Annotated in this window: 13 protein-coding genes; 5 read left to right on the top strand and 8 right to left on the bottom strand. The window is 75.1% G+C overall.

The features are described 5' to 3' along the window. Positions 1-83: 83 nt before the first annotated feature. From HCN56_RS02170 to HCN56_RS02150, 5 genes are all read right to left on the bottom strand, one after another. Positions 84-1,007, bottom strand: a complete 924-nt coding sequence (locus HCN56_RS02170; RefSeq protein WP_167967709.1) for a DUF4429 domain-containing protein — start codon at positions 1,005-1,007, stop codon at positions 84-86. A gap of 33 nt (positions 1,008-1,040) precedes the next feature. Next, positions 1,041-2,204: an acyl-CoA dehydrogenase family protein gene (locus HCN56_RS02165; RefSeq protein WP_167967708.1), complete on the bottom strand. Its 1,164-nt coding sequence runs from the start codon at positions 2,202-2,204 to the stop codon at positions 1,041-1,043. A 1-nt stretch (position 2,205) separates the two neighbouring features. Beyond that, complete coding sequence (locus tag HCN56_RS02160) at positions 2,206-3,213, bottom strand: hydroxymethylglutaryl-CoA lyase (RefSeq protein WP_167967707.1); 1,008 nt, start codon at positions 3,211-3,213, stop codon at positions 2,206-2,208. Further along, a complete protein-coding gene (locus HCN56_RS02155; protein ID WP_167967706.1) occupies positions 3,210-5,294 on the bottom strand; it encodes an acetyl/propionyl/methylcrotonyl-CoA carboxylase subunit alpha in 2,085 nt (694 codons plus the stop codon). The genes HCN56_RS02160 and HCN56_RS02155 overlap by 4 nt, the downstream gene beginning before the upstream one ends. Before the next feature lie 91 nt (positions 5,295-5,385). Beyond that, the gene (locus HCN56_RS02150; RefSeq protein ID WP_167967705.1) at positions 5,386-7,002 is read right to left on the bottom strand and encodes a carboxyl transferase domain-containing protein; all 1,617 of its coding nucleotides are present in this window, start codon (positions 7,000-7,002) and stop codon (positions 5,386-5,388) included. 133 nt (positions 7,003-7,135) lie between these two features. Between HCN56_RS02150 and HCN56_RS02145 the strand changes: the two genes are divergently transcribed. The 5 genes from HCN56_RS02145 to HCN56_RS02125 all read left to right on the top strand — a co-directional run bounded on the left by HCN56_RS02145 (position 7,136) and on the right by HCN56_RS02125 (position 11,635). Next, positions 7,136-7,822, top strand: a complete 687-nt coding sequence (locus HCN56_RS02145; protein ID WP_167967704.1) for an SACE_7040 family transcriptional regulator — start codon at positions 7,136-7,138, stop codon at positions 7,820-7,822. A 210-nt stretch (positions 7,823-8,032) separates the two neighbouring features. Beyond that, entirely contained in the window at positions 8,033-8,455 is a 423-nt protein-coding gene (locus HCN56_RS02140; protein ID WP_167967703.1) for a TIGR03618 family F420-dependent PPOX class oxidoreductase, read from the top strand. Between the two features lie 193 nt (positions 8,456-8,648). Further along, positions 8,649-9,209 (top strand): type 1 glutamine amidotransferase domain-containing protein, encoded by a 561-nt coding sequence (locus HCN56_RS02135; protein ID WP_167967702.1) that lies wholly within the window; start codon positions 8,649-8,651, stop codon positions 9,207-9,209. A 178-nt stretch (positions 9,210-9,387) separates the two neighbouring features. Beyond that, on the top strand, positions 9,388-9,864 hold the full coding sequence (locus HCN56_RS02130) for an SRPBCC family protein (protein WP_167967701.1): 477 nt from the start codon (positions 9,388-9,390) through the stop codon (positions 9,862-9,864). Positions 9,865-9,997: 133 nt separating this feature from the next. Next, entirely contained in the window at positions 9,998-11,635 is a 1,638-nt protein-coding gene (locus HCN56_RS02125; RefSeq protein WP_167967700.1) for a phytoene desaturase family protein, read from the top strand. A gap of 429 nt (positions 11,636-12,064) precedes the next feature. On the opposite strand, the gene HCN56_RS02120 is transcribed toward HCN56_RS02125, so the two are convergent. Genes HCN56_RS02120 through HCN56_RS02110 form a run of 3 tightly spaced genes read right to left on the bottom strand, consistent with a single transcriptional unit; the run spans position 12,065 to position 12,949 of the window. Next, positions 12,065-12,325 carry a hypothetical protein gene (locus HCN56_RS02120; RefSeq protein WP_167967699.1) on the bottom strand — a complete coding sequence of 87 codons (261 nt, stop codon included), beginning with the start codon at positions 12,323-12,325 and terminating at the stop codon, positions 12,065-12,067. Next, positions 12,309-12,734 (bottom strand): hypothetical protein, encoded by a 426-nt coding sequence (locus HCN56_RS02115; protein WP_167967698.1) that lies wholly within the window; start codon positions 12,732-12,734, stop codon positions 12,309-12,311. Before HCN56_RS02115 ends, HCN56_RS02120 begins: the two co-directional genes overlap by 17 nt. Next, positions 12,731-12,949: a DUF7848 domain-containing protein gene (locus HCN56_RS02110; protein ID WP_167967697.1), complete on the bottom strand. Its 219-nt coding sequence runs from the start codon at positions 12,947-12,949 to the stop codon at positions 12,731-12,733. Before HCN56_RS02110 ends, HCN56_RS02115 begins: the two co-directional genes overlap by 4 nt. Between the last annotated feature and the right edge of the window lie 35 nt (positions 12,950-12,984).

Below are 12,984 nucleotides of genomic sequence, written 5' to 3'. Positions count from 1 at the left end.
AGCCCCACCCGGACGGCCCACCCCCGCCGTGCCGCGGCGCGCACCGCGGGCCGGGGCGGCGCGGCGGCCCCGGCGGGCGCGGGTCAGAACCGGTCGAGCAGCGCCTGCTTCGCCCGGGAGAACTCCTCGTCGGTCAGCACCCCCGCCTGGTGCAACTCGCCCAGCTCCCGGAGGCGGCGCAGCAGCGCGTCGTGGTCGGCCGATGCGACCGGCGGCGGGGACGGGGGCTCTTCGGCACCGCCCTTGGCCAGCGCGACGCGCTCCTCGCCGGCGGGCGCGGCCGGCGGGGCGGGCGCCGCGTGGGGGTGCGGCAGCCGGGCGGTGATCGCCGCGGCCATCATCGACAGCTCCGCCGTCTCCCGGCCCTCGCGCAGCCCCCAGGTCACCACGCAGAACGGGTCGTGGGAGGGCTTCACCGGGACGTGCGGCCCCTTCGGGACCAGCCGCAGGCCGCCGTCCTCCCAGTTGGGGCGGCGCCACTCGACGCCCTCGATGTCGGAGAGCGGGATGGTCCGGGTCCCGGCCGCCTTCTTCGCCTCCTCGGTCGCCCACCCCCACTCGATGCGCAGCCGCTCCCCGTCGAAGTGCATCTTGCCGTCGTAGCCGTTGAGGACCAGCGGGACGGACGGACCGGGCATGAGGTAGCGGTCGGTGGGGGTGTCCACCGGGACCTGGTCAAGCAGCAGCGCGTTGCGCACCTCGTCCACCAGGTACTCGGCGAGCGGGGCGCGCTCCGCCTCCACCTCCAGGCTGTAGGGGTCGGCCCGGTCCGGCAGCTGCCCCGAGGTGGCCTGCGTGAAGGGATCGGCGCCGGCACGCATCCGCAGCCGGAGCCGGCCGCGCTTGCGGCCGGCCTCGTGGGAGACCCCCGCGATCGTCGCCAGGGGCACGACCAGCTCGCCCATCCGGGTGCGCACCCCGTGGACCCCGCGGCCGTGGCCCGGGACGATCCGCAGGACCGCGCCGTCGAAGCTCCAGCGACCGTCCTTCTGTGTGATCTCCGCCATGCGCTGATTGTGTCAAACAGGCCGGAGCGGGTGTCAGGCGCCGGGCAGTCCGAGGTGCCGCGCGATGAGCATGCGCTGCACCTCGCTGGTGCCCTCGCCGATCTCCAGGATCTTGGAGTCCCGCCACATCCGCGCCACGGGGTACTCGTTCATGAAGCCGTAGCCGCCGTGGACCTGGGTGGCCTCGCGCGCGTTGGTGACCGCCACCTCGGAGCTGTACAGCTTGGCCATCGCGGCCTGCTTCTTGAACGGCTCGCCGGCCACCAGCCGGGAGGCGGCGTCGCGCCAGGCGGTGCGGGCGGTGTGGGCCCGCATCTCCATGTCGGCGATCTTGAACTGGATGGCCTGGTTGGCGCCGATGGGGCGGCCGAAGGCGTGGCGGTCGTGGGCGTAGCGGACGGACTCGTCCACGCACCCCTGCGCCAGGCCGGTGGCGAGCGCCGAGATCGCGATGCGGCCCTCGTCGAGGATGCGGAGGAACTGCGCGAACCCCCGGCCCTCCTCCCCCAGCAGGTTGGCGGCGGGGACGCGGACGTCGGCGAAGGACAGCTCCCGGGTGTCGGAGGCGTTCCACCCCACCTTGGAGTAGGGGGCGGCGACCTTGAGCCCGGGGGTGTCGGAGGGCACGATCACGGTGGAGATCCGCGGGGAGCCGTCCGGGTTCCGGCCGGTCACGGCGGTCACGGTGATGAGCGCGGTGATGTCCGTGCCGGAGTTGGTGATGAAGCACTTCGTGCCGTTGATCACCCACTCGTCGCCGTCGCGCACGGCGGTGGTGCGGGTACCGCCGGCGTCGGAGCCGCAGTCCGGCTCGGTGAGTCCGAAGGCGGCGAGCTGCTCGCCGGAGCAGAGCCGCGGCAGCCACTCCCGCTTCTGCTCCTCGGTGCCGTACCGGTGGATGGGCATGGCACCGAGGGAGACCCCGGCCTCCAGGGTGATGGCGACCGAGGAGTCCACCCGCGCCAGCTCCTCCAGCGCGATGCACAGCGCGAGGTAGTCGCCGCCCATGCCGCCGTACTCCTCGGGGAACGGCAGCCCGAACAGGCCCATCTCCCCCATCTGGCGGACGATGTCGTAGGGGAACGCGTGGTTCTCGTAGAACTCGCCGATCCGGGGCGCCACCACGTCGTGGGCGAACGCCTCCACGGTGCGGCGCAGTTCCTCGTGCTCGGAGGCCAGGCGGTGGTCCAGGGACATGTCACGACTCCTTGTGGGACGGCACCGACAGCGCGCGCACGGTGCGGGAGGGGCTGGGTCGCCCGAGGCGGGTGGCCATCCAGCCGCTTGTGGCGGCGAGACGGTCCAGGTCGACGCCGGTCTCGATGCCCAGGCCCCGCAGCATCCACAGCAGGTCCTCGGTGGCGAGGTTGCCGGTGGCGCTGCGGGCGTAGGGGCACCCGCCGAGACCGCCGGCGGAGGCGTCGACGGTGGTGACGCCGTGCCGCAGTGCGGTGAGGGTGTTGGAGAGGGCCTGGCCGTAGGTGTCGTGGAAGTGCACGGCGAGCTCCTCCGGGGCGACCCCGGCGGTGCCGAGCGCGGTGAGCAGCGCCTCGACCTGGCCGGGGGTCGCGACGCCGATGGTGTCGCCGAGGCTGATCTCCGCGCACCCCATGTCGCGCAGCGCGCGGCAGACCCGCACCACCTGCGCGACGGGTACCGCCCCCTCCCAGGGGTCGCCGAAGCACATGGAGACGTAGCCGCGGATGCGCGCGCCTGCCGCCGCCGCCCGTGACGCCACGGGCGCGAACATGGCCAGCGACTCCTCGACCGTGCGGTTGAGGTTGGCGCGGGCGAAGGACTCCGTGGCGCTGGCGAAGACGGCGACGTGCCGGGCGCCGAGCTCCAGCGCGCGGTCCAGGCCGCGGTCGTTGGGGACGAGGACCGGGAGGTCCACGCCGCGCAGCTCCGGGTCGGCCGTCAGCGTGGCGAAGAGTTCCGCGGCGTCCGCCAGCTGGGGCACCCAGCGGGGGTGGACGAAGCTGGTCGCCTCCACGGTGGAGAGCCCGGCGGCCGCCAGCCGGCGCACGAACTCGGCCTTCACCTCGACCGGGACCACGGTCTGCTCGTTCTGGAGCCCGTCGCGGGGGCCGACCTCGTGAATCCGTACCCGGGCGGGCAGGCCGTCGGCGGGGACCACCTCCGGCAGCGGGGGGCGGGCGGCCGGGCCGTCCCCGGCGGCGCCGGGGTCCTGGGGGGCACTGGTCATCGGGCTGCCTCCTCCTGCTGCCGGCCGGCCTCCGGGGCGGCGGTGCCGTCCGGAGCGGCCGCGGGGTGCGGATCGACGACGGCGAGGACCTGGTCCATGGAGACCGCGGTGCCCGCGCGCACGTCCAGTTCGACGACGGTCCCGTCGTGCGGGGCGGCGATGACGTGCTCCATCTTCATCGCCTCCACGACCAGCAGCGCCTGGCCGGCGGCGACCTGCTCGCCGACCCGGGCCGTGACGACGGTGACCGTTCCGGGCATCGGCGCCGTCAGCGCGTCCGCGCCGTGCGCGGCCGCCGCACCGCGCAGCGCGGCGGCCACCGGGTCGTGCGGCTGCACCTGTCGGCCCTCGCCGTCGCTGCCGAGCCACTGGGTGCCGTCGGCGGCCACGGCGTGGGCGAAGGTGGTCTGGACGCCGTCCCAGAGCAGTCGGACCTCGTCGGCGGCGGCGGGCAGCAGCCGTCCCGCGACCGGGGCGGCGTCGCCCACCCGCACCTCGGTCGCCGCTCCGGTGCCGCGCACCGCGACGGCGACCGGCTCGTGCCCGGGCACCCGCAGGTGGTGGGTGGTCCACGCGGTGCCGTCCAGCCGCCAGCCGTCGGCGGCGGAGAACGGGTCCCGCCAGCCGCCGGCGGGGGGCGGGACGAGCGCGGCGTGGGTCAGCAGCGCGGCGGCGCCGTACACCTCGTCCGGCACGCCGTCGGGCAGCAGGCCGGCCGCCTCCCGGTCGACCAGGCCGGTGTCGAGGTCGCCCTCGCGGACCGCGGGCAGGTCGGCCAGGGCGCGAAGGAACGCGGCGTTGGTGTCGACGCCGAGGACGGTGGTGGCGGCGAGCGCCGCCCGCAGCCGGCGCAGCGCGGTGGGTCGGTCGGGGCCGTGCGCCACCACCTTGGCGAGCATCGGGTCGTAGCTGGTGGAGACCTCGGTGCCGGTCAGCAGGCCGGAATCGACCCGGACCCCCTCCCCGGCCGGCTCCCGGAGCAGCAGGACGGTGCCGGCCGAGGGCAGGAAGTCGACCCGTGCCGGGTCGTCGGCGGCGCGGCGGGCGGTCTCGGCGCAGATGCGGGCCTCGACGGCGTGTCCGGTGAGCGCGATGTCCGACTGCGCCCAGGGCAGCGGCTCGCCGGCGGCGACCCGCAGCTGCCACTCGACGAGGTCGACGCCGGTGATCAGCTCCGTGACGGGGTGCTCGACCTGGAGGCGGGTGTTCATCTCCATGAACCAGTGCGCGCCGGGCTCGTCGCCGGGGACGATGAACTCGACGGTCCCCGCGCCCCGGTAGCCGCAGGCGCGGGCCGCGTCGACGGCGGCGGCGCCCATGGCGGCGCGGGTCGCCTCGTCCAGCAGCGGGCTGGGGGCCTCCTCGATGATCTTCTGGTGGCGCCGCTGGAGCGAGCACTCCCGTTCGCCGAGGTGGAGGACGGTGCCGTGCCCGTCGGCGAGGACCTGGATCTCGATGTGGCGCGGCCGGTCGATCCAGCGCTCGACGAGCAGGGTGTCGTCGCCGAAGGAGGCGCGGGCCTCGCGTCGGGCGGCGGCGATCTCCTCCGGGAGCCGGGCGGGGTCCCGGACCAGGCGCATGCCCTTGCCGCCCCCGCCGGCCGAGGGCTTGAGCAGTACGGGCACGCCGATCTTCTCGGCGGCGTCGATGAGTTCGGCGTCGGTGAGGCCGGAGCCCGCGGAGCCGGGGACGACGGGCACCCCGGCGTCGCCGACGGTGGCCTTGGCCCGGATCTTGTCGCCCATCAGCTCGATGGCGTCCGCGGGCGGCCCGACGAAGGCCAGGCCGGCCTCGGTGACCGCGCGGGCGAAGCCGGCGTTCTCGGCGAGGAAGCCGTAGCCGGGGTGGACGGCCTGCGCGCCGGTGGCGGCGGCGGCCGCCAGCAGCCGCTCGGTGGAGAGGTAGCTCTCGGCGGCCGCCGTGGGGCCGATGCGCACGGCGGTGTCCGCCTCGCGGACGTGCCGGGCGTCGGCGTCGGCGTCGCTGTGCACGGCGACCGACCGCACCCCCAGCGCGCGGAGCGTGCGGATGACGCGCACGGCGATCTCGCCGCGGTTGGCGACCAGTACGGTGTCGAACATCTCCCCTGCTCCCTGGGTGCGCCGCGGCGCGGCTCCCCGGCCAGTCGTCGTGCGGTGGTGGTGCCCGGCCCGCTCGCCGTCCCTCACCCGGTCACATCCGGAAGACGCCGTAGCCCGGCTCGCCGAGCGGGGCGTTGCCGCAGGCGGTGAGGGCGAGGCCGAGGACGGTCCGGGTGCGCAGCGGGTCGATGATCCCGTCGTCCCAGAGGCGGGCGGTGGCGTAGTAGGCGTTGCCCTGGGTCTCGTACTGCTCACGGACGGGGGCGCGGAACGCCTCCTCGTCCTCGGGCGACCACTCCTGCCCGCGGGCCGCCAGCTGGTCGCGTTTGACGGTGGCGAGGACCGAGGCGGCCTGTTCGCCGCCCATGACGGAGATCTTGGCGTTGGGCCACATCCACAGGAACCGGGGCGAGTACGCCCGTCCGCACATGGAGTAGTTGCCGGCGCCGTAGGAGCCGCCGACGACGACGGTGAGCTTGGGGACGCGGGCGCAGGCGACGGCGGTGACCATCTTGGCGCCGTGCTTGGCGATGCCGCCGGCCTCGTAGTCGCGGCCGACCATGAAGCCGGAGATGTTCTGGAGGAACACCAGCGGGATGCCGCGCTGGTCGCAGAGCTCGATGAAGTGCGCGCCCTTCAGGGCGGACTCGGCGAAGAGGATGCCGTTGTTGGCGACGATGCCGACCGGATGGCCGTGGATGCGGGCGAAGCCGGTGACCAGCGTGGTGCCGTACTCGGCCTTGAACTCCTGGAACCGGGAGCCGTCGGTGACGCGGGCGATGACCTCGCGGACGTCGTAGGGGGTCCGCGAGTCGGTGGGGACGGCCCCGTAGAGCCCGGCGGGGTCGACGGCGGGCTCCTCCACGGGTTCGCACGTCCAGGGCAGCGGCCCCCGCGCGGGGAGGGTGGCGACGATGGTGCGCACGATGCGCAGGGCGTGCGCGTCGTCCTCGGCGAGGTGGTCGGTGACGCCGGAGACGCGGGAGTGGACCTCGCCGCCGCCCAGCTCCTCGGCGGTGACGACCTCGCCCGTCGCGGCCTTCACCAGCGGCGGGCCGCCGAGGAAGATCGTGCCCTGCTCGCGGACGATGACGGCCTCGTCGCTCATGGCCGGCACGTAGGCGCCGCCGGCGGTGCAGGAGCCGAGGACGGCCGCGATCTGCGGGATGCCGCTGCCGGACATGCGGGCCTGGTTGTAGAAGATCCGGCCGAAGTGCTCCCGGTCGGGGAAGACCTCGTCCTGCATCGGGAGGAAGGCCCCGCCGGAGTCCACCAGGTAGAGGCAGGGCAGCCGGTTCTCCAGCGCGACCTCCTGGGCGCGCAGGTGCTTCTTCACCGTCATCGGGTAGTAGGTGCCGCCCTTGACGGTCGCGTCGTTGGCGACGATGACGCACTCACGTCCCGACACCCGCCCGATGCCCGCGATGACACCGGCGGCCGGGGCCTGGCCGTCGTAGAGCCCGTCGGCGGCGAGCGGGGCGATCTCCAGGAACGGGGAGCCGGGGTCGAGCAGGGTGTCCACCCGGTCGCGCGGCAGGAGTTTGCCGCGGGCGGTGTGCCGGGCGCGCGCCGCCTCGCCGCCGCCGTCGCGCGCGGTGGCGAGCTTCCGCCGCAGCTCCGCGGCGAGCGCCTCGTGCGCCGCGGTGTTGGCGCGGTACGCGTCGCTCGCCGGATCGGCGGTCGTGGCGAGTGGCGGTGCCTGGGACATGACCCTCCTGGCCTGGGTGGGGGCCACCGCGGAGCGGGGCCGCGTCCGATGGGCGGACAGCTGGGTTAGTGAGCGTTAACCGCCCTGGATGCGAGGTTAACGCCGACTAACGTCGCTGTCTAGAATGGTTCGCATGCCCCGGCCGACCCCGGGCGGTCCACCCGCCTCCACCGAGCCCCCCGGGAGCCCGCCCGCAGGCCGCCGCGCCGAGCGGACGGGCGCGACCCGGCCCGCGCCCGTCGCCGCCGCCACGCGGCGGCGCCAGATCCTCCGGGAGGCGTCGCGGCTCTTCGCCGAGCGCGGCTTCCACGGAGTGGGTGTCGACGAGATAGGGGCCGCTGTGGGCATCAGCGGCCCCGCGCTCTACCGGCACTTCCCCGGCAAGGACGCCATGCTCACCGAACTCCTGGTGGGCATCAGCACCCGGCTGCGCGACGGCGGCCTGCGCCGCACCGAACGGGCCACCGCGGAGGGGCTCTCCCCCGAGGCGACGCTCGACGTCCTCATCGAGGGGCACATCGACTTCGCGCTGGACGACCGCGCGCTGATCACCCTGCACGACCGGGAGCTCGACCAGCTGCCGCCCGACGAGCGCAGCCGCGTCCGCCGCCTCCAGCGCGAGTACGTGGAGATCTGGGTGGACGTCACCCGATCGGCCCACCCGCAGCTCGACGAACCGGAGGCACGGGCCGCGGTGCACGCCGTCTTCGGGCTGCTGAACTCGACGCCCCACATCAGCCGCCACCGCACCCTCCCCGACCGCGACGCCACCGCCGCCCTGCTCCACCGGTTGGCGCGCGCGGCCTTCGCCGCCGCCTGACGCACCGGACCCACGACCGGCACCGGACCCGCGACCGGCACCGGGCCCGGGCCCGCGCCGGCACCGGCACCGGGCCTGCTCGTCGCCGGGCTCGCCCCTTCCGACGGGCGGGGCAGCGCCGTGCGCCCGGACGCGGCTGCGGCGACCGTGGGTGGGGTAGCCGCCCGGACGGACCGCCACCCGCGACCGACCGACCACGAGGAGCCCGCCGTGTCCAAGCCCCCGCTGCCCGAACCCGCCACGCGCATGCTGGCCCGCCCCAACCCGGCCACCGTCACCACCCTCCGCCCGGACGGCCAGCCCGTCTCCACCGCGACCTGGTACCTCTGGGAGCCCGACGGCCGGGTACTGGTCAACATGGACGAGGGGCGCAAGCGCCTGGAATACCTCCGCGCGGACCCCCGGGTCACCCTCACCGCCCTGGACGCGGAGAGCTGGTACACCCACATCAGCATCGTCGGCCGGGTCGTCGAGATCCGCGAGGACACCGGCCTCGCCGACATCGACCGGCTCGCCCACCACTACCTCGGTAAGCCGTACCCGCGGCGTGACCGCGCCCGGTACAGCGCCTGGATCGAGGTGGAGCGCTGGCACGGCTGGGGGACGCTGAAGGACAGCGACCAGGCCGGCTGACCGGGCCGCCGCACCCTGCGCCGCACGCACCGGCCGCCATCCCCCGTACCGCCCGCCCCGGCGGTCGCACGCATCCCCCGGGTGGCGGCCGGGCATACGAGACGTCCCGTAGGCCGTTCGCCGTGCTCCCTTTGCACCGGTTCGACCGGTTCCCCACACTGGGACGACCGTTCCCGGAAAGGATGCGCCTCCCATGCCCGAGAACACCCCGATCCGTGTCCTGATCATCAGCAGCAACATCGGCGTCGAGCGGGACGAGCTGATCGTCCCCCGCGACAACCTGCGCGAACGCGGCGCCGAGGTGGTGCTGGCCGCCGAGGACCCCAAGGCCGTGCAGACCTTCCTGCACGACACCGACAAGGACGTCACGGTCGAACCGGAGACCACCCTCGCCCGGGTCGACACCAACGCCTTCGACGTGCTCGTCGTCCCCGGCGGAACCGTCAACGCCGACAACCTGCGCGTCACCGGCGAGGCGGTCAGCCTGGTCCGCCGCTTCGCCACCGCGGGCAAGCCGGTGGCGGCGATCTGCCACGCCCCGTGGCTGCTGGTGGAGGCGAAGCTGCTGCCGGGCAAGACGCTGACCTCGTACCACAGCCTGCGCACCGACATCACCAACGCGGGCGGCAGCTGGGTCGACCGGCCGCTGGTGCGCTGCGGCGAGAACGGCTGGCCGCTGCTCACCAGCCGCAACCCCGGCGACCTCGACGAGTTCTGCGACGGCATCGCCCGGGAGATCGGGCTGAGCGTCTGACGCCGTGCCACCGACCCCCGACGAGGGCGCCGCGCCACCGGTGCGGCGCCCTCGTCGGGTCGGCGCGGCGCCCTCGGCCCGGCGGGCCCCCGGGTTTCGACCGCGAACCCGGTGGTACCCGAACGGACCACCCGGCCCGCGACTCGGTGCGGCCGGCACGACCGATGACAGGAGGACCATGGCCGTCCGACAGCAGCTCGTCCGTCGCCCCGTCTCCGCCGTGTGGGAGATCCTGGAGGACGAGACCCTCTACGGCGCATGGGTGGTGGGCACCTCACACACCCGCCCCGACTGCGGTGAGTGGCCCCGGGTCGACTCGGCCATCCGTTACCGCATCCGGATCGGTCCCCGGTACGTCGACGGCAGGACCGTGGTCCGCCGGCTCGACCGGCCGCGTGCGCTCGAACTGGAGGCGGACGGCGGCCCGCTGGGCACCGCCCGCATCTCCTTCGACATACGCCCCTGGGGTGAGCACTCCCTGGTCATCCTCGATGAGCACCCGTTGCGGGGTGTGGGCGGCGCCCTGCACAACAGCCTGGTGGACCGCGCCGTCCAGCTGCGCCACCGGAAGATGCTGGCCCGCCTCGCGCGGGTCGTCGAGGAGCGCACCGACGGCGCCGGGCGCGGCGCGCCGGCGGTCGCGGACGCCGGCTGAGCCACCGGGCGACACACGCCCCGCAGACGGCTCCCGTACGTGACGCCTGCAGGCCCCCGCCTGCACGACTCCGGGCCGGCGCAGCGCCGACCCGGAGCGCCCCCGACCGAGAGAGACGACCGAGGACGGTGCCATGAGCGACGCTGTGGTGATCGGCAGCGGCCCCAACGGGCTGGTGGCGGCGAACCTGCTCGCCGACGCGGGCTGGTCGGTGACGGTCCTGGAGGAGCAACCGGAGCCCGGCGGCGCGGTCCGAAGCGACCGCGGCGTGGACGAGGAGTTCGTCAACGACCTGTTCAGCTCCTTCTACCCGCTGGCGGCCGCCTCCCCGGTCGTGGCCGGGCTGGACCTGGGTGCGCACGGGCTCCGCTGGGCTCACGCCCCCCGCGTGCTGGCCCACCCGCGGCGCGACGGCCCGGCCGCGGTGCTGCACCGCGACCGCGAGGGCACGGCGGCCGCACTGGAGGCCGACGCCCGCGGGGACGGTGAGCGGTGGCTGGCCTTCTGCCGGGTCTGGGACCAGCTCGGTGACGGCATCGTCGACGCGCTGTTCGCCCCCTTCCCGCCGGTGGGCTCCGGCGCGGTACTGGCGGCCCGGCTGCGCAGCGCGGGCGGGCTGCGGCTGGCACGCAGCCTGGTGCTCCCGGTACGTCGGCTGGGCGAGGAGGAGTTCTCCGGGGAGAGCGGGCGGCTGCTGCTGGCGGGCAACGCCCTCCACGCCGACCTGCCGCCCGAGGCGGCGGGGAGCGGCGGCTACGGCTGGCTGATGTCGATGCTCGGCCAGTCCCACGGCTTCCCCGTCCCGGTGGGCGGCGCCGGTGCGCTCACCGATGCGCTGGTGCGGCGGCTGCGGCAGCGCGGCGGCGAGGTGCGCTGCGGCGCGGCCGTGACGGAGGTGGTGGTCCGCGGCGGCCGGGCGGTGGGGGTGCGGACGGCCGACGGCACGCCGGTGGCTGCCCGCCGGGCGGTCCTGGCCGATGTCGCCGCCCCTGCGCTGTACGGCGGCCTGGTGGCCGCCGAGCACCTGCCGGCCCGGCTGCTCGCGGACCTGCGGCGGTTCCAGTGGGACCACGCCACCGTCAAGGTCGACTGGGCGCTGGACGGCCCGATCCCGTGGGACGACCCGGCGGTCGCCCCGGCCGGCACGGTGCACCTGGCGGACGGAGTGGACGACCTCACCCGCTTCGCCTCGCAGACCGCGCGGGGGCTGGTGCCCGACCGCCCGTTCCTGATCCTGGGCCAGATGTCCACCGCCGACGCGACGCGCTCCCCCGCCGGCACCGAGTCGGCGTGGGCCTACACCCACGTCCCGCACACCGTGAAGGGTGACGCGGGGCACGACGGACTCACCGGCCGCTGGGACGCGGCGGAGGACGAACGGATGGCGGACCGCGTCGAGGCCCAGGTGGAGCGGTACGCCCCCGGTTTCCGGCAGCGCATCCGCGCCCGCCGCGTCCTCTCCCCGCCGACGCTTCAAGCGGCCGACGCCAACCTGGTGGGCGGCGCCATCAACGGTGGCACGGCCGCCATGCACCAACAGCTGTTCTTCCGTCCGACCCCCGGCACCGGTCGCCCGGAGACCCCGGTGCGCGGCCTCTACCTCGCCTCCGCTTCGGCCCATCCGGGCGGCGGGGTGCACGGCGCGCCGGGCGCCAACGCGGCGCGCGCGGCGCTCCGCGGTTCGGGCGGGGTCGGCGCGGCGCTCGTCGCGGCCCAGCGACTGCTGTCCCGCCCCGGGCGCGGGAAGGGGCACGCCTTCGACGAGGCATGACGCGCGGCCGCCGCGCGCCGACCGTGTCGTCCCGGCGCGCGGTCGCGTGAACGGGCCCGGAGGGAGGCTGACCGGCGGGGCGCAGTTCCCGGCGTGGGATGCGAACCGGCTACCGGGACCCGCCGTTGGCCCGGGACGGGTCTCAGGCCGGCTCCACGACGGTCACACCGCGTAGCTCTCGATGCAGTCGGGCCGTCCCGTCGCCGTGGGCGGCACCGGTCGATGAACAGCCATCCGTCGCAAGACGGGCCCGGGTGCCGTACTCGGCGGTCAGGTCGGCTTCGCGCACCGCTCGGTCAGGGGAAGCGGCAACTCCCCAGGGGGTCGTCATACGTTCCCCTGTGTCCGCGTGGTGCACCGCCCCTGCCGGGGCCGTCACGGCGGAGGGGAGGACCGCTGGTCCTCCCGGCAGGGGCAGGATCTGGGGGTTCAGCGCGGCCAAGCGGCGCGCACCGGCCGCACGGGTCGTGCGCGTCGGGCCGGGCGGACGGGCCGGATCACCGTCACCTCGGTGAGCGAGTGCAGCTGTACCCGCACGCATCGGTCGAGCTCCAGCCACGTCGTGCCGCCGCGGTGGGCGGCTGCGGTGACGGGCAGGCACGAGCCGGCCAGCGTCAGGAAGTCGCCGGTGCGAATCTCGGCGGCAGGGAAGCGCACCGCTGCGGCGCGCGGGTCATCGAGGATCGACACTGCTGCTCCCGAAGAAGGTGAGGACGGGACGGAGGATCGGGCGCGCGGCCAGCGAGTAAAGGACTTCCACGTCGGCGGAACCGCAGACGCGATCCGGGCCGCGCGCATTGGCGCTGATCGGCTGCCCGTCCGCCAGGGCGGCGCACTGCACCGCGCGGAACTCGGCGTCCGCCGTCCACTCGCGGAAGACCGCGGGGACCGGGGTCGTGTACTGGCACTGCTCCGCCGACTGGTCGTCCCGGGGGACGTCGAGCGCGTCCGCGAGCCGGGCCGCCTGGTGGTGAAGCCAGTCGAGCGCGTCGTCAGGGGTGTCCGCCCATGTCGTGGCCACGTACCACTCACCTGCCGCGTCCGGCGACCGGGCGACCACCTCGCAGTGGTAGCCGTCCACGTAGCGGCCGGCGCTCACGAGCGGGGCTCCGCCCGGTACGGGGTGGAGCTGAGTTCGCGGAACAGCTCGCGGCCCGGATGGTCGTCCAGGTGGAGGACGGCCCACATCATGGCCGCGTCCCCCGTCTCCGCCTGCGGGCCGATCTCCGCACAGACCTCGCACTGCACCCGGAAGACCAGCGGGCCGGACCGGCGCACGAGCGGGAACCGGGCGAACCGGTAGCCGCCGCTCACCGCTCCCTCAACCTTCTCAGATGCGCTTCGACAAC

The organism is Streptomyces lonarensis (genome assembly GCF_012033735.1).
Lineage (GTDB): Bacteria > Actinomycetota > Actinomycetes > Streptomycetales > Streptomycetaceae > Streptomyces > Streptomyces lonarensis.
The sequence above is the reverse complement of the archived record's forward strand: the minus strand, read 5'-3'. Positions and strand labels throughout refer to the sequence as shown.

Excerpts from the sequence above, each read along its gene's own strand:
- HCN56_RS02125 (WP_167967700.1), top strand. The coding sequence starts at position 9,998 with ATGAGCGACGCTGTGGTGATCGGCAGCGGCCCCAACGGGCTGGTGGCG.
- HCN56_RS02155 (WP_167967706.1), bottom strand. The coding sequence starts at position 5,294 with ATGTTCGACACCGTACTGGTCGCCAACCGCGGCGAGATCGCCGTGCGC.
- HCN56_RS02145 (WP_167967704.1), top strand. The coding sequence starts at position 7,136 with ATGCCCCGGCCGACCCCGGGCGGTCCACCCGCCTCCACCGAGCCCCCC.
- HCN56_RS02135 (WP_167967702.1), top strand. The coding sequence starts at position 8,649 with ATGCCCGAGAACACCCCGATCCGTGTCCTGATCATCAGCAGCAACATC.
- HCN56_RS02150 (WP_167967705.1), bottom strand. The coding sequence starts at position 7,002 with ATGTCCCAGGCACCGCCACTCGCCACGACCGCCGATCCGGCGAGCGAC.
- HCN56_RS02160 (WP_167967707.1), bottom strand. The coding sequence starts at position 3,213 with ATGACCAGTGCCCCCCAGGACCCCGGCGCCGCCGGGGACGGCCCGGCC.
- HCN56_RS02170 (WP_167967709.1), bottom strand. The coding sequence starts at position 1,007 with ATGGCGGAGATCACACAGAAGGACGGTCGCTGGAGCTTCGACGGCGCG.
- HCN56_RS02130 (WP_167967701.1), top strand. The coding sequence starts at position 9,388 with ATGGCCGTCCGACAGCAGCTCGTCCGTCGCCCCGTCTCCGCCGTGTGG.
- HCN56_RS02165 (WP_167967708.1), bottom strand. The coding sequence starts at position 2,204 with ATGTCCCTGGACCACCGCCTGGCCTCCGAGCACGAGGAACTGCGCCGC.